Source organism: Tamlana flava (assembly GCF_041287255.1).
In the GTDB taxonomy this organism is placed as follows: domain Bacteria; phylum Bacteroidota; class Bacteroidia; order Flavobacteriales; family Flavobacteriaceae; genus Tamlana; species Tamlana flava.
This window is the reverse complement of record NZ_JBGGTX010000001.1, coordinates 219,493-242,255: the sequence shown is the minus strand read 5'-3', so window position 1 is coordinate 242,255 and position 22,763 is coordinate 219,493. Positions and strand designations below refer to the sequence as shown.

General features: G+C 37.1%; 19 protein-coding genes. 8 read left to right on the top strand and 11 right to left on the bottom strand.

The window, feature by feature from the left end; all coding sequences use genetic code 11:
* Nucleotides 1–8: 8 nt before the first annotated feature.
* From ACB104_RS00910 to ACB104_RS00885, 6 genes are all read left to right on the top strand, one after another.
* A complete protein-coding gene (locus ACB104_RS00910) occupies nucleotides 9–782 on the top strand; it encodes a cupin domain-containing protein (protein WP_370476377.1) in 774 nt (257 codons plus the stop codon).
* 21 nt (nucleotides 783–803) lie between these two features.
* A complete protein-coding gene (locus tag ACB104_RS00905) occupies nucleotides 804–1,814 on the top strand; it encodes a zinc-binding alcohol dehydrogenase family protein (protein WP_370476375.1) in 1,011 nt (336 codons plus the stop codon).
* Between the two features lie 9 nt (nucleotides 1,815–1,823).
* Nucleotides 1,824–2,663, top strand: a complete 840-nt coding sequence (locus tag ACB104_RS00900) for an amidohydrolase family protein (protein WP_370476374.1) — start codon at nucleotides 1,824–1,826, stop codon at nucleotides 2,661–2,663.
* Between the two features lie 6 nt (nucleotides 2,664–2,669).
* On the top strand, nucleotides 2,670–3,467 hold the full coding sequence (locus ACB104_RS00895; protein WP_370476372.1) for an SDR family oxidoreductase: 798 nt from the start codon (nucleotides 2,670–2,672) through the stop codon (nucleotides 3,465–3,467).
* 49 nt (nucleotides 3,468–3,516) lie between these two features.
* Nucleotides 3,517–4,836, top strand: a complete 1,320-nt coding sequence (gene fucP, locus ACB104_RS00890; RefSeq protein WP_370476371.1) for an L-fucose:H+ symporter permease — start codon at nucleotides 3,517–3,519, stop codon at nucleotides 4,834–4,836.
* An 84-nt stretch (nucleotides 4,837–4,920) separates the two neighbouring features.
* The gene (locus tag ACB104_RS00885; RefSeq protein ID WP_370476369.1) at nucleotides 4,921–5,262 is read left to right on the top strand and encodes an L-rhamnose mutarotase; all 342 of its coding nucleotides are present in this window, start codon (nucleotides 4,921–4,923) and stop codon (nucleotides 5,260–5,262) included.
* A 14-nt stretch (nucleotides 5,263–5,276) separates the two neighbouring features.
* Here the strand turns inward: ACB104_RS00885 and ACB104_RS00880 are convergent, their stop codons facing one another.
* The 11 genes from ACB104_RS00880 to ACB104_RS00830 form a co-directional block, all read right to left on the bottom strand.
* Nucleotides 5,277–5,867: a LutC/YkgG family protein gene (locus ACB104_RS00880; RefSeq protein ID WP_370476367.1), complete on the bottom strand. Its 591-nt coding sequence runs from the start codon at nucleotides 5,865–5,867 to the stop codon at nucleotides 5,277–5,279.
* Between the two features lie 3 nt (nucleotides 5,868–5,870).
* Nucleotides 5,871–7,244, bottom strand: a complete 1,374-nt coding sequence (locus tag ACB104_RS00875; RefSeq protein WP_370476366.1) for a lactate utilization protein B — start codon at nucleotides 7,242–7,244, stop codon at nucleotides 5,871–5,873.
* A gap of 16 nt (nucleotides 7,245–7,260) precedes the next feature.
* A complete protein-coding gene (locus ACB104_RS00870) occupies nucleotides 7,261–7,998 on the bottom strand; it encodes a (Fe-S)-binding protein (protein WP_370476365.1) in 738 nt (245 codons plus the stop codon).
* Nucleotides 7,999–8,034: 36 nt separating this feature from the next.
* Entirely contained in the window at nucleotides 8,035–8,892 is an 858-nt protein-coding gene (locus ACB104_RS00865) for a fumarylacetoacetate hydrolase family protein (RefSeq protein WP_370476363.1), read from the bottom strand.
* A 25-nt stretch (nucleotides 8,893–8,917) separates the two neighbouring features.
* A complete protein-coding gene (locus ACB104_RS00860) occupies nucleotides 8,918–9,697 on the bottom strand; it encodes an SDR family NAD(P)-dependent oxidoreductase (protein ID WP_370476361.1) in 780 nt (259 codons plus the stop codon).
* A gap of 149 nt (nucleotides 9,698–9,846) precedes the next feature.
* A complete protein-coding gene (locus ACB104_RS00855; RefSeq protein ID WP_370476360.1) occupies nucleotides 9,847–10,713 on the bottom strand; it encodes an AraC family transcriptional regulator in 867 nt (288 codons plus the stop codon).
* Nucleotides 10,714–10,781: 68 nt separating this feature from the next.
* The gene (locus ACB104_RS00850; protein WP_370476358.1) at nucleotides 10,782–12,938 is read right to left on the bottom strand and encodes a hypothetical protein; all 2,157 of its coding nucleotides are present in this window, start codon (nucleotides 12,936–12,938) and stop codon (nucleotides 10,782–10,784) included.
* Nucleotides 12,939–12,951: 13 nt separating this feature from the next.
* Nucleotides 12,952–14,028: a glycoside hydrolase family protein gene (locus tag ACB104_RS00845; protein ID WP_370476357.1), complete on the bottom strand. Its 1,077-nt coding sequence runs from the start codon at nucleotides 14,026–14,028 to the stop codon at nucleotides 12,952–12,954.
* On the bottom strand, nucleotides 14,025–17,453 hold the full coding sequence (locus tag ACB104_RS00840) for a DUF4450 domain-containing protein (RefSeq protein ID WP_370476355.1): 3,429 nt from the start codon (nucleotides 17,451–17,453) through the stop codon (nucleotides 14,025–14,027). The genes ACB104_RS00845 and ACB104_RS00840 overlap by 4 nt, the downstream gene beginning before the upstream one ends.
* Nucleotides 17,454–17,460: 7 nt before the next feature.
* Nucleotides 17,461–18,537 carry a PKD domain-containing protein gene (locus ACB104_RS00835; protein ID WP_370476353.1) on the bottom strand — a complete coding sequence of 359 codons (1,077 nt, stop codon included), beginning with the start codon at nucleotides 18,535–18,537 and terminating at the stop codon, nucleotides 17,461–17,463.
* 11 nt (nucleotides 18,538–18,548) lie between these two features.
* Nucleotides 18,549–20,024 (bottom strand): glycoside hydrolase family 28 protein, encoded by a 1,476-nt coding sequence (locus ACB104_RS00830; protein WP_370476351.1) that lies wholly within the window; start codon nucleotides 20,022–20,024, stop codon nucleotides 18,549–18,551.
* Between the two features lie 297 nt (nucleotides 20,025–20,321).
* Here ACB104_RS00830 and ACB104_RS00825 point away from each other — a divergent pair, with 297 nt between their 5' ends.
* Nucleotides 20,322–21,368: a GntR family transcriptional regulator gene (locus tag ACB104_RS00825; RefSeq protein WP_370476349.1), complete on the top strand. Its 1,047-nt coding sequence runs from the start codon at nucleotides 20,322–20,324 to the stop codon at nucleotides 21,366–21,368.
* 138 nt (nucleotides 21,369–21,506) lie between these two features.
* Nucleotides 21,507–22,763, top strand: a complete 1,257-nt coding sequence (locus tag ACB104_RS00820; RefSeq protein ID WP_370476347.1) for a rhamnogalacturonan acetylesterase — start codon at nucleotides 21,507–21,509, stop codon at nucleotides 22,761–22,763.

The window sequence follows — 22,763 nt, the reverse complement described above, 5'->3', positions numbered from 1 at the left end:
ATAAAATTATGATAAAAAAAATTGCAATTTGCGTTTTGTTTTTTTGTTCAATTACAATGCATGCGCAATTGGAACCTGTAAAGAATGGAGTTTATAAATGGAACGAACTAATTGTAAATAAAAGCGAAGACAGAGAATCAAGACCTATTCTTGAAGGCACATCACCTCACTTTGAATATTTGGAAATTCATGCCACAACACAATTACCCGGAGCAAAGCCAAATGCACCAAATGCCAATGATGATATTGAAGAATGCATTATTGTAAAGGAAGGTTTGATGAAAGTCACCAATGAAGGAAAAAGTGAAATAGTAGGCCCAGGAAGTGTGGTGTTATTTATGCCAAAGGAAGTACATTCCATTGAAAATGTGGGAGATGGAAATCTTACATATTATATTATGAGCTATAAATCTAAAAAGCCAATGAATATTGAAAGAGGGGAACAAAGTGTTGGCACAGTGGTTTATAACATAGAAAATTTAGAATACAAACCCAGTTCAAAAGGTGGCGGTATTGCTTTTTTTGACAGACCCACTTCAATGTGCGAACGGTTTGAAATGCACATTACCGAATTGAATAGAAAAGGTCTTAGCCACAAACCACATACCCATATTGAGACGGAAATTATATTGGTTTTATCGGGAGATACCGAAATGATGATTGATGGTGAAACATATAATGCATCGGCTGGCGACTTATATTTTGCAAATTCTCAATTGCTTCACGGAATTAGTAATGCTAGTGATGATACATGCAAATATTTTGCTTTTAAATGGAATTAATTATATTGAAAAAAAATATAAATGAAATACATAGTTTGTGAAAAACCAGGAGAATTCCAACTTAAGGAAAAAGAAATTCCTGTTAGAAAACCAGGCGAAGCCCTGTTGAAAATAAAAAAAGTAGGCATTTGCGGTACAGATTTGCACGCCTACGGTGGTAACCAGGCATTTTTTACTTATCCCAGAATTTTAGGACATGAATTGGCCTCTGAGGTTTTAGAAATAGATGACAATGAAAAGGGTATCAAGGCTGGAGATAAAGTGGTAGTCATGCCTTATGTAAGCTGTGGTAAATGTATTGCTTGCCGAAATGGAAAAACAAATTGTTGCACCAATATTAGGGTTTTGGGTGTTCATGCCGATGGCGGTATGCAACAGCAAATCACTGTTCCAAACAATATTTTATTGCCTGCAAACAAGCTTTCAGATAATGAAATGGCCATTGTTGAACCTTTGGCAATCGGAGCACATGCTATAAGGAGAGCCAATATCCTAAAAGGGGAAATCGTTGCCGTGGTTGGGTGTGGCCCCATAGGCATCGGTATTATGAAATTGGCGCAAATTGCCGGAGCAAAAGTAATCGCCATTGATATGAACGAACAACGATTGGCCTACTCCAAAGATAAAATTGGTGTAGATTATGTTGTTAAAGCTGGTGAAACTGCTGTTGAAGATATTTCTAGAATAACCAATGGCGATTTATGCACCGCTGTTTTCGACGCCTCTGGGAATAAATATGCCCTAGAGGCTTGTCCGAGTTATATGGCACACGGTGGTCGTTTTATTTTGGTTGGATTGTCTAAAGGAGAATTGGTATATAATCACCCAGCAATCCACGCCAAGGAGATGACGTTAATGTGCAGCAGAAATGCCACGACAGAAGATTTTGAGCATGTCATTAGTGTGCTTAATCAATTTCCAACAGATTCATTTATTACGCATTCCGTAGATTTCACAGAAATGATTCAGAACTTTGATAGTTGGTTAAAGCCAGAAACAGGCGTGATTAAAGCAACGGTAAGTTTTAACTAAAATTTTATAATGACAATAGATTCTCACCAGCATTTTTGGAAATACGAACCTATAAAACACGATTGGATTGATGACGACATGGCCATTATCCGAAGGGATTTTATGCCGTCAGACTTAAAAGAAGTCTACGCGAAAAATGGCGTTGATGGTTGTGTGGCTGTTCAGGCCGACCAAACATTGGCAGAAACTGATTTTCTATTGGATTTAGCTTCAAAAAACGATTTTATAAAAGGCGTTGTTGGCTGGACAGATTTAAGGGGAAATGACATTGAAACTGTTTTGGAAAAGTATACGTCGTTTGAGAGATTAAAAGGATTTCGTCATGTAGTTCAGGGTGAACCTGACCATAATTTTTTGTTGCGACCAAACTTTTTAAGGGGTATTAAAGCTCTTGAAAAACACCAGTTTACTTATGATATTTTGGTGTTTCCACATCAATTGGGAGCTGTTTTGGAGTTTGTAAAACGTTTTCCAAACCAAAAATTTGTGATAGATCATATCGCAAAACCTTATATAAAAGATGGTTTTTTTTATGGATGGGCCACCTTAATGAAAGAAATTGCTAAATGCGAAAACGTATATTGTAAGGTTTCGGGAATGATAACTGAAGCTGATTACAAGTTATGGACGGAAGCACAGATACAGCCCTATTTAAACTTGGTTTTTAATGCTTTTGGAACAAAACGTATTATGTTTGGTTCCGATTGGCCTGTATGCCTGGTAGCTGGAAAATATGCCCAAGTAAAAGCAATTATAACTGCATTTATTACCAATCTTTCAGAAAACGAAAAAGAAGCAGTGATGGGCAAAAATGCCATTCAATTTTATAATTTACAACAAACTAATTAAGTATAAATGAACTTAGAATTAAAAGATAAAGTCGTTGTGGTTACTGGGGCGGCAGGAATTAAGGGAAGTATTGGCGAAACCATCGTACAGCACTTGGCCAACGAGGGTGCAATTCCAGTGATTGTATGTAGAAACGACCGTGGATTTGGTTATGAAAAAGAACTTCAAGAAAGAGGTATCGATTCCATTTTTATAAAAACCGACCTATCCGATTACAAACAAATACAAAAAGCTGCCAAAGTTATTGAAGAAAAATACGGTAGGGTAGATGCCTTAATCAATAATGTAGGTGTTAATGACGGAGCGGGGTTGGATAGCCCAATGGAAGATTTCATGTATTCTATAAAATTGAACATGGTGAGCTACTTCGCCATGACAAAGTACTGTCTGCCCATGATAAAAAAGGTGAAAGGCAACATTTTGAATATTGGTTCTAAAGTGGCCATCACAGGTCAAGGAGGTACTTCGGGTTATGCGGCCTCAAAAGGCGGTGTTTACGGATTGACTCGTGAATGGGCTGTGGATTTAATAAAGGAAGGTATCCGTTGCAATGCCATTGTTATTGCCGAAAGCTGGACACCGGCCTATGATAATTGGATAAAAACTTTGGAAAACGGTGAGGAGAAGCTAAAGTCCATAGTAAAGAAAATTCCGTTGGAAAACAGAATGACCACGCCAGCCGAAATAGCCGACCAATGCTTATTCACCATTTCAGAAAGAGCATCGCATACCACGGGGCAGTTCATCACGGTAGATGGTGGCTATGTGCATTTAGACCGCTCACTTTTAACAGACACTGAATAAAATTCAACAATAAATCAATTTCAAAATAGCACTAACTAAACTAACACTTATGACGAATGACAAAATACCAGTGGTAACCAAATCGGTTCTTATTCCTTTTATTTTAATTACCTCACTTTTTGCACTTTGGGGCTTTGCCAATGATATAACAAATCCTATGGTTTCTGCTTTTAAAAAGGTTTTGGAGCTTGATAATTTTCAGGCGTCCTTGGTTCAGTTAGCTTTTTATGGCGGATATTTCACCATGGCGTTGCCAGCGGCCATTTTTGTAAATCGGTATTCATACAAAAAAGGGGTTTTGTTGGGACTAGCACTATATGCAGTCGGCGCCATATTATTTTATCCTGCCGCGGCTTTTGAGGCATTTGGGTTTTTCTTGGCAGCACTATATATTTTAACGTTTGGTTTGGCATTTTTGGAAACCACGGCTAACCCATATATCTTGTCCATGGGAGATGAAAGCACAGCAACACAGCGTCTTAATTTGGCTCAGGCTTTTAATCCTATTGGAGCTTTGGGTGGTCTTATCGTTGCTCAAAAATTTATTTTGGGGTCTTTGCAGTCTGATGATTTATACCCTGATGGTTCATCGGTTTATGAAACCCTTAGCGAAACGGCCAAAGCGGTTGTAAGAACTTCTGATTTGCAGGTTATTCGAAATCCTTATGTGATTTTAGGGTTGGTAGTTATTGGGTTTTTTGTACTAATCGCTTTGATGAAAATGCCTCAAAATAAAGAACAGGAAACTAGGGTTCATATCGGCAATTCCATTGGGCGTTTATTTAAATCTCCAAAGTTTGTTTGGGGTGTTATTGCCCAAGCATTTTATGTGGGTGCACAAATTATGTGCTGGACTTATTTGTACCAATATGCTGAATCTATTGGTATTGATAACCAATCGGCAGTAACTTATGGAATCAGTGCCTTGGTGATTTTTTTAACGGGAAGATGGGTTGGAACCGCTTTATTGAAATATGTAAATAGTGGTCAACTATTGTTTTATTTTTCCATTGGTGCTTTGGTGTGTACGGCAACCACTATGTTTGTAACTGGTATGGTTGGCCTCTATGCCTTGGTAGGCATTTCATTCTTCATGTCTATCATGTTCCCAACTATTTATGGTATTGCGCTTGAAGGACAGGGTGAAGATGCCAAATTTGGAGCGGCATTTTTGGTTATGGCCATTGTTGGAGGTGCGCTTATGCCTACGTTTCAAGGTATGATTCTAGATTTGGGAGGCATTGGCTATAAAGATATAACTATTATGGGCGTTCCTGAGGTCAATTTTTCATTCATTCTACCGGCACTTTGCTTTGTAGTTATTGGTTATTACGGTATGGGTGTGTATAAAAATAGATTTTCAAAATGAAACATCCATTGTTAATTTTTAGCCACTCAGAGGATGATTATTTAGATGTTATATGTACCATTGAAAAACAATAAAAATAAACACATGAGAACCAAACGATACTGCTACGCCTGTGATTTAAAAAACGATTCCAAGCTTATTGAAGATTACAAAAAGCATCATAAAGCCGAAAATGCATGGCCTGAAATCACTCAAAGCATAAAAGACGCTGGTATTGTTGACATGCAAATTTATTTGACGGGAAATCGCTTGTTCATGATTATGGAGGTTGATGATACTTTTAGCCCTGAACGAAAAGCCAAAATGGATGCGGAAAACCCAAAAGTACAAGAATGGGAAAACTTAATGTGGGATTTTCAAGAGGCTATTCCTTGGGCAAGAGATGGCGAAAAATGGATAGCTATGGAACGTATTTTTAAGCTTTGAAAAACCAGAAAACTTTAAGACTTTAAAAATACCGTCAAACTTAAAGCACCGTGTGCCCCAATAACCAATGACTGTTCGATATCAGCCGTTTTTGATGGTCCAGAAATAAACACGCCAAAATCGGTTGGTGCATTGTTCAGTTTTTGATAAGCTTGGTGCATATAAGGAACAATGTGTTTTTTGGAAACTACCAAAACCAAATGCTTGGTAATAAAAGGTAAAACCCGAAACGGAAGTTGACTATCTGCAACCCAAACCGCGCCATTTTCGGCCACGGCCAAATCGCTTTCTAAGATTAAAACATCTAAATCTTCTAAATCCTGTGGGCTTTTAATGCTGGCTAAATCTAACGTGTTGAAATCTGTAGTTTTTTCTAAAGTTGAAAAGTTAACTTTTGAATCGGGGAAAAATGTTTTGACATGTGAAATCACATCAACGTTCGATTTAATTTCACGCACATTACCACCCACAACTTCTACTTTTTTGGTGAACTCTTCTACAAGATTTAAACCCTCATCAAAAATTAACGGGTCTATATTTGGTAATTCTAACGACTCTGGTTTATTGGCCTTTATTTTTGCCAATATTTCTGCTCTACTTCCCATAACCTAACTGTTTTTGTTTTGTTTCCTTTCGTTATACCATTCATCAAAGCTTTGTTTTGGTCCTTCGGGCAGGTCTCTGGCTTTTCCCCAAGCGTTGGGTTTGGAATTAATAAGCGATTTAGGTAAATTTCTAAGCGACCACCGGGCTATTTTTCCAATTTTTTCAAACTTCTTGGGTTTAGCAAATATATTGCCCATCATTTGCATGGATTTCTTTTTTATAAAAGGCTGAGGCGTGTTTTTGGTAATAATTTGTCGCCATTTGTATAATTGCGCATGTATATCAATTTTCACTGGACAAACATCGCTGCACGAACCGCAAAGGGTAGAGGCGAACGGCAATGAACTATGTTTTGATAAATCTTTACCAGGTGATAAAATGGAACCAATTGGCCCAGGAATGGTGGCATCATAACTATGCCCACCACTGCGTCTGTAAATAGGGCAGGTGTTCATACAGGCACCACAGCGAATACAGTGTAGCGAAGCCCTAAAATCGGGTCTGCTTAATTGTTCTGAACGGCCATTGTCCACAATAACAATGTGCATTTTTTTATCTGCTTTTGGTTTTTTAAAATGCGATGAATAAGTGGTTACAGGTTGCCCAGTTGCCGAACGCGCCAATAATCTTAAAAACACCCCCAAATGCTCCAGTTTTGGGATGATTTTTTCAACACCCATGCAAGCAATGTGTATTGGGGCGATATGTGCGCCCATATCCGCATTTCCTTCGTTGGTACATACTACAAATCCACCGGTTTCAGCAATGGCGAAATTAACGCCTGTAATGGCGGCATCGGCCTCAATAAACTTTTGCCTCAGATGCTTTCTCGCTTCTCCCGTTAAATATTGAGGGTCGCCATCACAGGGTTTTGTGCCCAAATGCTCCTGAAAAAGCTCGTCAACCTCATGTTTATTTTTATGTATGGCAGGCAATACAATATGACTGGGTGGCTCTTTGGCCAATTGCACGATACGTTCACCTAAATCGGTATCGACTACTTCAATACCATCCGCTTCTAAATAAGGGTTTAAATGACATTCTTCAGTAAGCATCGATTTACTTTTTACAACCTTTTTAGCATTGTTTTCCTTTAATATTTTATGGACGATTTGGTTGTGCTCTTCGGCATTGGTGGCCCAATGTACCTCTACACCGTTTTTTTTGGCATTGGCTTCAAATTCCTCTAAATAAGCATCCAAATTTGAAAGCATATGTGCTTTTATCCCATGCCCCAAATTTCGTAATTCTTCCCAACCTTGAACGTGATGAACCGACATATCGCGTTTATGGCGCACAAACCAAAGGGCTTTGTCGTGCCAATTAACCTTCTTTTCGTCTTTATTAAATATGCTTGCTAATTGTGGATGGCTCATAATTTAATGGTTGGAATTAAAGGTTGCTATTTAAAATTTCGGCGATATGAAGGATTTTAAGCGGCTGTTTGTTGCGGGTTACCAAACCTTCCAAATGCATTAAACAAGAAGTGTCGGTTGCCGTAATCACTTCAACGCCACTTTCCAGATGGTCTTTAATTTTGTCTTTCCCCATTTTTACCGAAACGGCTTCTTCGGTAACCGCAAAGGTTCCTCCAAAGCCACAGCATTCATCACTTCGTTTTACTGGTATCAATTCAACACCTTTTACTTCTTTTAGTAAATCTTCAATGTATGAATACTCTGGAGTAACGCGTTCCGAGCATGACCCTAAACGCAAGCCTCTGAGTCCGTGGCAACTTTTGTGCACGCCAACTTTATGCGGAAAATAAGCACCTAATTTTTTAACTTTTAAAACATTTAAAATGAAATCACAAAGCTCATAAACATTGTTCCGGACTTTGGTGACATCATTGGTTTGGGGAATAATGTTATAATGCTTTTTTACATGATAGGCACAGCTTCCGGAGGGTGTTACAATGTAATCAAAATCCTTGAAATTATTCACAAAATGGTGGCAAGCGCCAACAGATTCCGATTCGTAACCCGAATTCGCCATGGGTTGCCCACAGCAGGTTTGCCCTGATGGATACACAACTTCTACGTTCAGTTTTTCCAAAAGTTCCAAAGTGGCTTTTCCAACTTGAGGATATAATTGATTGATATAACACGGAATAAATAGCCCTACTTTCATTTTTTAGACTTCTTAGATTTTTAGATTACTAGAGTTCTATTTTTTAAAAGGAACTACTCTTTGTTTTGAAGTTCCTAAACCTTCGATACCCAATTCTACAACATCACCAGCTTTTAAATAAACAGGAGGATTAAGCCCTAAACCAACGCCAAAAGGTGTTCCGGTTGAAATGATGTCTCCAGGAAGCAAAGTCATGAATTGACTAATATGGCTAACTGATTGTTGCACGTTGAAAATAAAATCGGAAGTTGAACTGTTTTGCATAATTTCACCATTCAATTTCAACCATAAATTCAGATTGTTAGGGTCTGGAATTTCATCTGTAGTGGCAATGAAAGGGCCAACAGGGGCGAAGGTGTCGCATCCTTTTCCTTTGCACCATTGCCCTGAACGTTCAATTTGAAATGCACGCTCGCTTACATCGTTGTGCAAAACGTAACCAGCAATATGGTCTAAAACTTCATCTTCTTCAATATAAGATGCTTTTTTACCAATTACGATAGAAAGTTCTACTTCCCAATCGGTTTTTGTGCTGTTTTTTGGCAACATAATATCATCATTGGGTCCAACCATAGCCGTGGTGGATTTAAAGAACAAAACTGGTTCTTTGGGTACTTCCATTCCGGCTTCAGCGGCGTGTTGTGCATAGTTCAAGCCAATACAAACTATTTTTGAAGGTCTGGTTAAAGGAGGTCCTAGGCGAACACTGTCGTCTATTTCTGGACAGTTGGACTGATTAGCTTCCAACCAAGTTTTTAATTTTTCAATGCCTTCGTTTCCGAAGAATTCTTCATTGTAATCCATCCCAAAGGTGGAAACATCTATTTTTGTTCCGTTTGCCAGTTGAATTCCTGGTTTTTCCAGACCAGTTTCTCCAAATCGTATTAATTTCATCAGTTTCGTTTTATATTTTGAGTGATTATCCGTTTAGTGTTACAAATCCACCATCAATGGCATAGTTTGAACCTGTAATGAAGCCAGCTTCATCAGAACACAAGAATAGCACTAAATCTGCCATTTCCTGTGTGCTGCCCATACGCCCAATAGGTTGTGTTTTAGATAGTTTTTCAAACATTTCTGCTTCTCTTCCTGGGTAATTTTTACTTATAAAACCATCAACAAAAGGCGTATGCACACGTCCAGGAGCAATACTGTTGCATCGAATACCGTCGTTAATATAATCTTTGGCCACAGAATAAGTCATAGTTAAAACAGCTCCTTTGGTCATGGAATAGGCAAAACGGTCGCTCAAACCAACTGATGATGCAATGGAAGCCAGATTTAATATCACACCGCCACCATGACTTTTCATGGATGGAATTACTGCTTTTAAACAGTTGTAAACACCTTTAATGTTAACGTTATAAAGTCGGTCTAAATCGGCCTCTTCAACAGCTTCAATATTGCCAACATGTGCAATGCCTGCGTTATTTATTAATATGTTTATGTTTTCAGTTTTCAAAATACCGTTAATGACTTCAAATACATTTTTTTGATTTGAAACATCACATTTATGGGCTTCGGCTGAAGATTCAAGTTTTTTGATTTGAGAAACAACATGTTCGGCCGCTTCCAAATTGAAATCGAGAATATGAACCTTGGCACCCTGTTGGGCAAAGGTCAGCGAAATAGCCTCGCCAATACCACTTCCACCTCCGGTAACAACGGCAACTTTATTTTTTAAACTGAATTTAGACATGTAAGTTTAGTTTTAATTTAGCAGAATATCAAGTTACAATATTAGCTTGAAAAAGATTGAAAATCTTCCTAATAATTGATTTTATATGATACTTTTTTTGCTTTAATTCCGTAGTTATTAACATTTAAGCAATTAATCACAAATAGGTCTTATCGCTTTTCATATTTTTGTAAATACTCAGAAGGCGTGCAGTTCATGATGAGTTTAAACTGTCTATTAAAGTTGGAAATGTTTTTAAAACCTGAATCATAGCAAATTGCAGAGATGTTGTATTTGTTTTCCAATAGCAATTTACAGGCGTAACCAATGCGAATTTCCGTAATGTACCGTGAGAATGTTTTTTGGTTTATTCTTTTGAAATATCTACTAAAAGCAGAAGGATTCATATGGGCAATTTCGGCCGCTTTATTTAATGTGATGTCTTGATTAAAATTCTTGAAAATATAGGCGTGAACTATATCTTGCGTGTCACTTTTTGAAGTTTGAAAAGAGCTAACAAAACCGGGACTGGAAAGCCGTTTCGTGTCTTTATGTTTTGCCAAACTGTTGAGTATATTGAGAAAAGCCATTGTTTTTTCAAAGCCTTTTAGCTCCAGCATATTTTGAATATCGGTTATTAGATTTTTGTTAATATTTAAGAATTTAATGCCGAAACGGGCACGTTCAAACAGTTCCAAAATATAAATCATCTCTGGGGTTTCAAAAAACTTGGGACCCAAGTAATCCTGTTTAAAATGAATAGCTATGGCTTTGGCTGTTTCCTTTGAAGATTGTTGAAAATAGCCTTCATCGTTTAACCACATATGCGGCAAATTTTTTCCGATTAAAACAATATCTCCTATGCCAAATTTTTCCACACTGTCACCAACAAAGCAAGTTCCTTCACTTTTTAAAACCACAACCAATTCTAATTCCGGGTGATAATGCCATATTTTTAAAAAATAAGGATACTCATTTACTTTGGTGGTAAACGAACTGTTGGAAAGGTTACTTCGGTCTAAAAGGTGAAGTTTCATCAATGTATTTTTATAGCTTAAAATTAATTCTATTTGAATTTATAAGCAAAAATAATATCAAATAAACGTTAAGGCATAGGTTTTAAACCTTCCCATTTCACATTCCAAGTACCATCTTTTGGGAAACCTGGGTTATCAATGGTATTACCATCGTAACCGGCGCACATCAATGCTATGGCAGAAAGATAACCACCATTTCCTGGCAGATAAAGTGTTAATCTTGGTGTTTGGTAATTATGTCCACTTGGCAAATAAGTATTCGTGATTTCACCTCTGAACAATGCATTTATGGCATCTTTAGGTCTGTTTAATCGGGTGGCTGCCATAGCTTCCAATGGGAAATCCCAACCCCAAGTGTGATTCCATGTCCAAACTTTATTAACAACATCAAACGTTCTGTTCATTGTTGGTATATCGATGTAATTATTTTGAGGAAGATAGCTAATTGCCCCCAAAACGGCAGGATGGTCAATGGTATGTTCGCTCGTTTCCGAATAAGAATTCGGTACACTTTCTGCAACTAAATACACACCATCGTTTTGTGCCATTGGTGACAGCTTGTCAATTATTTTTTGCCATTCTTTGTTGGGTTCTAAATCTAATCTTTTGCGCCATTCTTGGGCTTTTTCCAATCCCCATTTCCAATAGGAAAGTTCCATAGGTGGATTAAAAGTCTCCGTTTTGTCAAAACACTCTTGGGCTGGAATAACACCCTTTCCCAGATTGTATCTATCATTTTCTGCATCATAACTAGGAAAGGATGCCATAAAATTGGCAGTTTCAAAAATTAAGTTTTTATACTTTTCTAAGTTTTCTGATGTTGGGTTGTTTCTGTAAATCAGTTCAGCCAAATAGATAACATGAGGTTGCTGCCAGATTAAAAACGACCCCACATTTGATGGCGCTTCGCCACCGGCATGGTCGGTCATTTTTTGCCAGCGCACACCTTTATAGCCTTGTCTTTGGGCAATTTCTTTGGCGCCTTCAAATGCATCAAAATACCAATGCATGCTGTTTTCTAATAAGTCCGTTCTCCCCCAAAGTGGGTAATGCGCCGCGTGCCACCAATACATTTCCATGTGTGGTTTTCCGTACCAACTGTTATAGGTTAACCCTGTTTCTTGCACAGGATAATGTCCAGCACATTGCGAACGTGTTAAATATTGTGATAATACCACGCGCCGTTCCAACTCAAAAGCTCTGGAGTCTGTGCACTCTGAGAAATCCACAGCGCCACCAGACGACCAAAACTCCTCCCATTGAGCGATACTGTTTTGCTCAATAACATTGAAATCATTCAAAACTGAATTAGTTTTTTCGGCGGAAAACTGCACGGTCACTTCTAAAGTTCCGTCCGAATTCGGTAATAGAGTATAATAATGGTCTTCAATTTTTGAAAGTTCGGCCTCTGAAGATAGTTTGGCGGATACAAAATACTGGTCGTTATCTAAAGTTCTGATAAACAAAAAAGAGTTTCCGTTTTCTTTGTTAACTTCGGTGGTGTGTTTTTTACTCTGTGAATAATTGGTGCCCTTATCGGCGAATTCGTTGGTTGGATAAGAAAATCTAAACTTTAATTGCAATCGGTTTTCTTTAAGTAACGGAGACTCTATTTTAGCAGAAATGCCATCGGTTTTTGAATCACCATATGTTATGACTTTCACGGGAACACCTTCAACGTTAAAGGCGCTTTCAATTTTACCTGTCCATAAATTCAATTCTTGGTTTATATTTTTAATGTCTTCAGGTTTAGCTATTGAGCCATCCTTTTTAAGGATTTCCAATCCAAAATTTCCCAATTGAAGTCGGTGTGGATTAGCCCTAAAATAATCGGCTGCTGCCATAGCCCTTTTATCCTCTCTATTTTGTATGGCGTACAAACTGTTTGGGTTTCCATTAAAATTATAGGCTTTTAAAGTTTCTTCATGTTTAAAATCCTCGGTGTTTAGCGACGTATGCCAACCCCATTCTGATTGCGTTCCCAACGGTACGCCATTACTGTAAAATTCAGGAAACGTTTGCAATCCTGTAACATCTACTGTAAATGAAAATTTACCGTTTCCCACATTTAATGAACCTAAGGTGTCTACTTCCGAAATTTTTACGTTGTGTCTGGTTACTACTGCCTTTCGGTCAATTTTATTTGGCTTTTCTTCTTTTTTAGTGCAAGAAAATGCAATTAAAATTAAAGGTATTAGTAGTAAAAGGAAGTTTGATTTTTTCATTTTCAGGAGTGTTTTATGAATTGATTTTAAAAATAAAGCCCGAGGCTGTTTCGTATTTGCCACCTTGTGAAGCCGTAAACAAATAGGTTGGTTTTCCGTTTTGAAAAAGTAGTTGGGGTCTTTCGGCTCTACCATAGCGATTCAAATGCTTTGGCGCAGGTGGCTGATTTAAATATTTGTTAAGTTGTTGATAGCCAATTTCAGGTTCTGACCAATCTTTGCCATCATCCGATTCCATGTATAAACCAACATCAATACCATAAACCCCTAAATCCCTGGCCAGCATTTTAAATTTGCCATTTTCATACCAAACATAAGCATCTTCGCATTGTTGATTGTTTCCCATTTCATGATAGTCAATAACAGGATTGCCGTCATATTTTTTATAAGGTCCAAATAGCGACTTGGAGGTTGCTAAACCGTATTTACGATTACCTTTAATTTTAAATTTTGGATGGACGTAGCCTTCAGTATCAAACGACTTGTAATACAACCAGTATTCACCGTTTGGATGTTTGAAAAATGATGGATTTGTTGTGCAATGGTCATCCCATTCACCTACTTTTCCTGGTAGCAACAACGGTTTGTCAGGTCGCTTCCATGGTCCATATAGTGAATTAGCAATTGCTAAGCCAACCCTTTGTGTATCCAGCTTGCCGTTGGAATTTCCCATAAAAAACAAAGCATATTTTCCATCAACATAATGAATGCTCGGGTTATGGCAGGTAGTGGCATCCCAAAATCCCTCACCTCGAGGTGCTAGAACAGTGCTTACATGTTCATACGGGCCTTCAGGTTTATCGGCAACAGCGTGAGCGATTTCCGAGGCATGTGTCCAACCACTCATACTTTTTGATTTTGGCCAACGTGAAAAAAATACATGAATTTTTCCATCAGGGCCTTCAATGGGGCTATTGCACCAAACATAATAATCCTCAAACTCTAAAGCTCTTCCAACTGGCGATAATCGTTTTTCAAAATCGGAAAGTTTTGGACACCGGTTTTGGGTTAAAACACTAAATGCATTAATAGGAAGCATAGCGCCTAAAGACGTTAAAAATGTAAATGTTAAAAACTCTTTTCTGTTCATTTTTCTCTCACTAATGTTACGCTCATTAAACCAATAAGCACATCGTTTGCGACAGCTTTTAATTCCAATGATTTTATTGTTTTTACTGGGTTTAAAGGCAAATCTAAAATCGTTCCAGCCCCACCATCAACTCCAAAATCAGTAAATCCTTTGATACTTATAAAATCTTTAAAATCTCTGGTAATTTCCCCTGTTTTAAAATACACTCGGGGCGGTTTTGGCGCATCGGTTGTAAATGCTAACCCATCAATGAAATAGTTCTGTTCAATCGGCCACCAGTTTTCTGGGTTTTTCAGATGAAGGATTTCTGAAGAGCCATCTGTATAGTTCACTGTAATTTCACCATTAACAAACCGACTTTGCATTGGGTTTGTTGTTCCAGCCATCATAAAATACGCATGGGAAGCTTGTCCTGAAAGGGGAACTTCAATTGACTTTGGAAAATTATCCCATTGAGAAGCAAAAGCAATATTGTTTTTGGTTTTATCTGAAGGCGTTGTAAAAGGAATGTTTTGCGGACTTATAATCGTATTATTTTCTCCTGCTTTTTGACGTAATCCTGAATCATCGATTTTAGGTTTTACATAAGGATAGCACCAATTACCAATACCTTGAGTCGGTAATTGTAAAGTAGGTGATGTTGGTCGTGGACTTAAATATTTTTCCTCAAAAACATTGGTGACTTTATTGTTGAAAATAGATTCTAATGGAATGGTTTCAAAAATGGTTTCTTCTGAAAGTTTTTCATCCCAATTTTGAAATTTAGAGTTTTCTTTGTCCTCCAAAATATTCAAATAAATCGGTTGCCACCAAAGAACTTCGTTTTGCTTTAACTGAATAAAAAATGTTTTGTTTCCACTTGCTGCCTCTATTTTAAAATTGAATTGATTGGAGGTTTTGCTTATTTCTGAAATTGCGGATTGCGGGTCTTGAATTTGAATAATTTCTGATTTTGAAACATTAAATTTAATTGAATCACCTATTTGAGTTTCAAATTGTGATTTTGGTTGTTCCAGTTTTTCGCCGTTCCATTTTATTTCAATGTTGTAATGTTTTTGATACGGACTCTCAATGATTATTTTAGGGTTTCCAACAACATTTTTATCAAGTTTCCAAGTCGTATTCTCGTCATTTACTTTCACAAATTCAATAGCATCGAGAGTAGCGTCGACTTCTAAATGAAGTTTCATTTCGTTTTTAAATCTAGATTCGATTAAATATTTAGAACTGTTGTTTTCTTCCGAGTAAGCAATTTTAATATCAGAAACTTCTAACGAAGCATTCTCCCATTCTTTTGGAAAACCGGGTTTGATAAACAATGTCTTTTCAATAGCATTAGGTTGTATTCCAAACAAACCTTCGACTAATGAACGTGCAGCCATTCCAATTGGGTCGGCAAAATCGCGGTACAATTCACCACGAATGGCATCATAATAGGAGAGTTGCTGAAATCCGCCTGGAGAAGCTCCTAAATACATACTTTCCAACAAAGCACTTTGCCACAATTTATAGGCCTCTTTCTTTCGGTTTCCTTGCCAATAAGCCAGTGCTGTATGCAGATTTTCAGCAAGTGCCACATTATTGACAGACCAAGTGTAGGGTTGCCAATTACTGGTGGAAATCAATTCTAAATCCTCAAACGGTAAACCTTCTGCTTTTACTGGAATATGTGGCATTTGGGTGTCAATATACCTTAAAGCTTGATACGCCTGAAAGCTGTTGGCAATACTCTCATCCAATGCATGGTAAATCGTCCAAATACCTGGGTTATCATGCAAAAGTTGTTGCCCGAGCAAATCTTTGTATTCGGCAAAAACCCCATTTTCGGCAATCCATAAATGCTTTTCAATGGCATTTTTGATATGTTTTGCTTCCTCAAAATAAGGTTCTGGGTTTTCGCCCAGAAGTTTCGCTATACTTGCCGCCAAATGGTTTACTGAATAATTGTAAGCCGAGGCATAAGTTACACCTCCACCCGAATATTGCAAGGCATCGCTAGCCCAAATGGTAGCGTAGGCATCATAAAGTCCGTCACCATCAGCATCAAAATTACGCTTTTCCCAAGCTATATGTCGTTTAATAATAGGCCACATTTTTCGCATGAATTCCAAGTCGCCAGTCCATTGAAATCCACGTAAAATCTGATTAATAAACACGGAATTCATATCATAATGATGTGCTTTGGTATTGTTATTGGGGTTTCTGCTAATATATCCGCGACTAAACATAGCGGTACCTAAAACCTCTTTCTGTCTGGCAAAATTTCTAGAGCTATCTAAAACCACAGGACCAGTTTCGGGCTCTAAAACCTGTGAATTTCCATAACTTTCAAAGTGCGTTTGGGCTCTATCGTGCCAACCTAATGGATGCGCTACATAGGCGCCTCGCCATGCATTTAAGTGCATACGCCAAGCCACTGCGCCGTGTAAGTAAGCGGGACTTTCCCAAATGGCATCACCAGCAGTTGCCAATGCGCCACCTAAAGTGTTGATGTACGGATCTGGAGTTTTTAAGGTAACTCGATTTCTAAGCTGTTTTGCTTTTTCAAGAACTTGTTGGAATTCTAATTCGATTTGATTTTGTGGAGTCTTTGAATAGGCACCTTCATTTTCTAGTTTCCAAAATAGTTTTTCTGATGATTTTAATACAATTTCACCAATTATAATAGGTAAGCCATCTGATGTGGAATTATAGAGGCCTTTAGGGGATTTTTCTAAATCAGCGTTAACTATTTTGGTGTTTGATTTTGGAAAATAACCTAAAATAGTTCGGTTGTTGCCAGTTTTTTGCTTATTACTTTCAGAACCAAATTCGAGTTTAAAATGTTCGTTTTTAACTTCATATTGATTATTGACACAATATTCAGGAAGCATATAAAATACCGATTCTGGGTCAGCACCAATATCGCCATCGCGATGAAATTTTTTGCCCGTTGCTCCCCCGTAAACCCAAATAAGTTTTATGTCTTTGGGAATATTTTCTGTTTCCACCTTTAACAAAAAGGCTTCATTTGTGGCATGAGCAGCAACGTCAATCTTTATAATCTCATGGTTTAATTGGCTATCTCGAACTTCATAGTGCATCACACCCGGGGTGTAAACAGTTTTTATGGAATCACATTCGGGGAGCCATTTACTGGAAGTTTCTGTTGAAATGCCCAGCTTAAAATTACCGCCCATTCCGGGCAAATACATGGCAAATTCAGGTAAATCACCTGTTTCAACTCGAAAACCAGTGTTTGTGCCATATAAAGCACGGTTGAATTTTCGAGTGCCATTTTTTAGAATAAAACTTTCGCCGTCTGGCACGTAATGTATTTTTCTTTGTGGTTGCGTTTTATATTCTACCTGGGCAAAACATCCCATGGTGAACATGATGAGTACCATGAAGCTTTTGAGAACGTTTATGGTGTTGAAGGAAGACATTATTGAATTACTTTATGGCTACATCCCAAACCTTCGATAATTTTGAAGTACCCTTGGGACCGTTGATTTCTAAAACTACAACATATTTTCCTTCCTTTTCGTATTGGTGAACAGGATTTTGGTCTATTGACGTGTTCCCTTCACCAAAATCCCAATGCCATGAATCTATTTCGCCATGTGATTCATCATTAAAAGCAACGGTTCTGTTTTCCATATCAATAATCTTAAACGACCATTTAGCATCAATATCTTTAGTGAATTCTTGTTCTAAAGGCATTAATTTAAAGGGCAAGAGGTAAGATGCATTACCGTACATAGTATGCTCTTTTGAAAGGTTCCAAAATCCGTTGTTTTCTTCCTTGGTAACATCATCATAATCAATAATAGCCCAACAAAGACCGATGTTTTTATTTTCTTCCAACACTGATTTTATGGCTCTTTCAGGGTTATTTCCGGCATAATCAAAAGGGGTTATCCAAAACTCAAGAATAAGCTTTCCGCTTTCACCGGGTTTAAAATTATAGTTGTAAGCGGCATTGGCGTAGGGCAAATTCTTTATCCAGGGTTGACTGCCCCAAACCATGGTCCAATCCTTGTCTTTTGCTGGAGTGAAAATGTGGTAGTTTTGGGCATGAACACCATGGTACGAATAGTAGGCTTCCATAATATTCAAACTTTTGTTAGGGTGAAAACGATCTATAAACGGACCGCCAGATTGGTCGGCATCTACAACCACTTCAAAAGTATCGTTATGCAAACCAGATTGCGAAAAATCCCAGTAATCATCATAAGCTTCATATAGAAAGTAAAGACGATTTAGCCCTTTTACCCAACCTATTTTCACTTTTACATCTAAATTTTTCGGGTTTGCAACGGGTTGTTTTCCACTGTCATCCCAAAGTTCATCTAAACCGACGGTATAACTTTTTGGTACTAAATCCCAATCAGAAGTATCTCCATTTATAGTTGGAATTTTATCTTTTGGAAATTGAAAGATCTTAAAACTCCGGGTGTCTTGGGCTTGTGTTCTTAAAATGATTAAAAAGATAGCTGACAAAAACAGCAATTGTTTTGGGTTTGCCATTTTACGAAAAATTAATTTTTACTATTTGAATAAACCGTTTCTGGAAACTCAATATTTGAGGTGTTTTCCAGTGAAACCTTAGAGCCGTCTTGCGCAATTACCGTTACGTTATTTAATGTCCAATTGGCACTGTGGCTAATTTGTCCCGGCTTTTTGGCTTCAATATAAACGTTGTTTAGTGTTACGTTTTCGACTATAGATTGCTCGATTCCGCTAACATTTATGGCCGTTGTGGCACCTTTAACATTAATATTACTCAATGTGATGTTTTTAAACGTTGGAATGCCTTTTTCGGGCTCGACTTTCATCAGCATTTTTTTCCAATGTTCGGGAATATCATTTTCGTTGAATTCCTCCGGAAGTTTGGAATAGCTGTAAGCCGGATTCCAATTCATACCCACTTGCATAAAGGTATGTACGCTATCCATTTTTATGTTTTCCAAATAAATATCTTCAACAGTTCCACCGCGGTTGGTGGCCGATTTTATATTCAACCCATTTTTTGTACCCAAACCTTTAATGTTCGATACATAAACATGCCGAATACTGCCAGCGGTTTCACTTCCCAACGTGAACAATCCTGCACCTTGTCGTGCCATACAGTCTTTAATCACAACATATTCTGTCGGTCTGTTAACGCGTTGGCCATCCCAATCACGACCTGCTTTTAAACAAAAATTATCGTCATTACAATCAATATCGCAATTTTGAACCAATATCCATTCAGAGGAGTCGATATCAATGCCATCGGTACTTGGGCCATGACCTCCAATATTATTTTTTATGGTTAGGCCATCAATGGTAATAAATTTTGAATAAAGCACTTGTACGGTCCAAAAGCCAGCTCTTTGAATATTCAAATTTTTAAAAACCACATCACTTGAATTAGAGATTAAAAAAGTTCTTGGGCGCTTGGCATCATAATCAACAATCCACCGCAATCCTCTGGGTTCGTAATCGTTTCTGCGTAAATCCCAGTAATAATCCCAAAATACCTTGCCTTGGCCATCAACTGTGCCTTCACCATCAATAACCACATTTTTTTCGTTTCTAACATTAATCAGTGCCGCAGGCCACTTCATTTCAATACCTGCAATTCTGGTGTTAATTTCTTTGTAATCCTTAATATTTTCGCTTCCTAAAATATTTACACCTTTGGGGACTTCAAATTTGATGTTGCTTTTAATGAATATTGCGCCCATTAAATAATCACCTGGTTTAAAAGTGACAGTTCCTCCTCCGTTTTTGACACAAGCATCAATAGTCTTTTGAATAGCTTCTGTATTTAATGTTTTTCCGTCGTTAACAGCTCCAAAATCATTTACGTAATAGGTTTTGCCAGAAATTTTAAAATCATGTGCACCAACTTTATCTACCCAATCAGGTTTGTAACTTGTTTTGGATGCTTCAGTATTGGCGTTTGGCTGTTTACAAGAACCTAGTAATAAAATAATTAAAGAGGTGAGTGTAAGGGTGAGTTTATTCATTTAATAATCTAATTTTCAAGTGTTCAGTTGTTCGGTTTTGTAATGAGTCTCAACTAAAGTAATGAATTATGGACTTCCACATAGAATCAGATGTAAACTTATAACAATCTTAAAGCGAATCTATCCTGTACATACATGAGCTTTTAAATATTTGTAGTTTTTTTGTTAAGGTGTTAAAATTTAAGGAATATTCAATTGTAATCGATAATATTGAGTGTAATATTTACTTATCGATTAGATTTTATTTAGCTTTGTTTATCTACATTTTTCGCATGTAACTTAATACTTAAAGTACTTATGTCTCAAACCATAGAAATAAAAATTAATGAGTCTTCAAGGGTTCCAAAATACAAGCAAATTGTGGACTCAATTATTAACGATATTTCAAAAGGAAAATTAAAAATTGGAGAAAAAATACCCTCTATAAATGAGTTGAGTGAGTCCTGTTACCTGTCTAGAGACACGGTTGAAAAAGCCTATAAACAGTTAAAGGAGCAAAAGGTGATTGTTTCAGTAAAGGGAAAAGGATATTATACGGCCAAAACAGATTTGATTTCAAAAATTCAAATCTTCTTCATGATTAATAAACTGAGTTCCTATAAAATGATGATTTACAACTCGTTTGTTAACAGCGTTGGAATAAACGCACATGTTACTTTATCAATTTATCACTGCGAGGAATCTATTTTTGAAAGAACTTTGGAAAGAAATTTGAACGCTTTTGATTATTATGTGATTATGCCTCATTTTAAAACAGAAGAGCTAAACCATGTTAGTGCAACAAATGGCGCCATTAAAATGATGGAAAGGATACCAAAGGACAAACTTATCATTTTGGACAATGACAAAATAGGGGTTCAAGGGGATTATGGTGCGGTTTACCAAGATTTTCAAGAAGATATTTATAATGCTCTTAAAACAGGATTGGAAAAGCTTAAAAAATACGACAAGCTGGTTTTGGTTTACCCTTCAAAAACGGTTTATCCATATCCACGAAGGATTGTGCATGGGTTTAGAAAGTTTTGCTCTAAATTCAATTTTGACTTTGAGGTGCTAGACGAAATATACGACGATATGGAACTTGACAGCAAAGATGCATATATCATTATTGAAGAAAATGATTTAGTGAATTTAATGCGACAAGTGCGCGAAAAAAATCTTGTTTTAGGGAAGGATATTGGCATAATTTCATATAATGACACACCGTTAAAAGACCTTTTGGGAATTAATGTAGTCAGTACGCACTTTAAAGCCATGGGAGAAACAGCGGCCTACATGGTTTTAAACAACAAAAAAGAAAAGGTTAAAAACGTCTTTGAATACATTGAACGTAATTCACTTTAATTAAAGATTTAAATTCATAAATTTAGAGATTCATCATAGTACAGGATGGATCTTTTTTATTTTAAGAATATTTTAGTCGAAAATTAATTTATGCCAAGTTTTTTCAAGTGTATTTTTATACTTTTTTCATTAAGTTTAATGAGTGCAAATGCTCAAAACAAGACTTTTAACAAAGTATTTTTATTCGGAAAAAAAACTAGTAGCCCCTATGCTATTTCAATCAAAAACCCAATTAATTTCAATGAAAATTTAGGCTACGGATTCGATTTTGGGTCTGGAAAAGATGTAAATTTCAAAAAAGACTATATAATAAGTGAAACTTCCGTTTATTTTTCGGTAAAACTACCTGAGGGCAATTATAAAGTTAATGTGGTTTTAGGTGGAAAGAAATGTGCCAAGACTACCGTAAAGGCAGAATCTAGACGCTTGATGCTTAAAGAAATTGTGACAGAGAAAAGGGATGAAGTTCAATATTCGTTTGTGGTTAATGTGAGAACTCCAAAAATAAATGTTGATAAAAACATAAAGGTTAAAGACCGGGACAAAGGCCAATTAAATTGGGATGATAAATTAACGTTAGAGTTTTTAGGAATGTCAGCCATTAAAAGTATCGAAATCAAATTGGCCAATAACATAAAAACCATTTTTCTGGCGGGTGATTCTACGGTGACAGACCAGGATGTGGAGCCATGGGCATCTTGGGGGCAGTTATTTACCAATTACTTAAATGCTGACATTGTTGTTGCCAACTATGCAGAATCTGGTTCCTCTTTACCTGCATTTAAAGGCGCTTTAAGATTGGAAAAGATAATGACCATTATGAAACCTGGTGACTATCTCTTTATTGAATTTGGACATAATGATGAAAAAATTAAAGGTGAAGGTAATGGTGCATGGGGGCTTTACACCAACTTGCTTAAGGAATATATCAGCACTTTTAGAGAGCGTGGAGGCAAGGTTTTACTGTTAACGCCAACCGAAAGACGCTATTTTGATGATAATGACAACCTAAAGCATACACATGGCGATTACCCCGATGCGATGCGAAAAGTGGCAAGCGATTTGCAAGTGCCGTTGATAGATTTAACCAACATGACCCGTTCAATGTACGAAAGTTGGGGTGCCGAATCTTCAAGAAATGCTTTTGTGCACTATCCAGAAAACACGTTTCCAGGGCAAGATAAGAAGTTAGAGGATGACACACATTTTAACAGTTTTGGGGCAAACGAAATTGCAAAATGTGTGGTGGAAGGCATAAAAGATTTAGATTTAGAACTTGTGAAGTTTTTAAAACCAAATATCCCCGCTTTTAATCCAAAAAAACCTGATAATTTTAATGATTGGGCCTTGCCAATGAGCACCCGTTTTGAAATAGAAAAACCTGATGGAAATTAA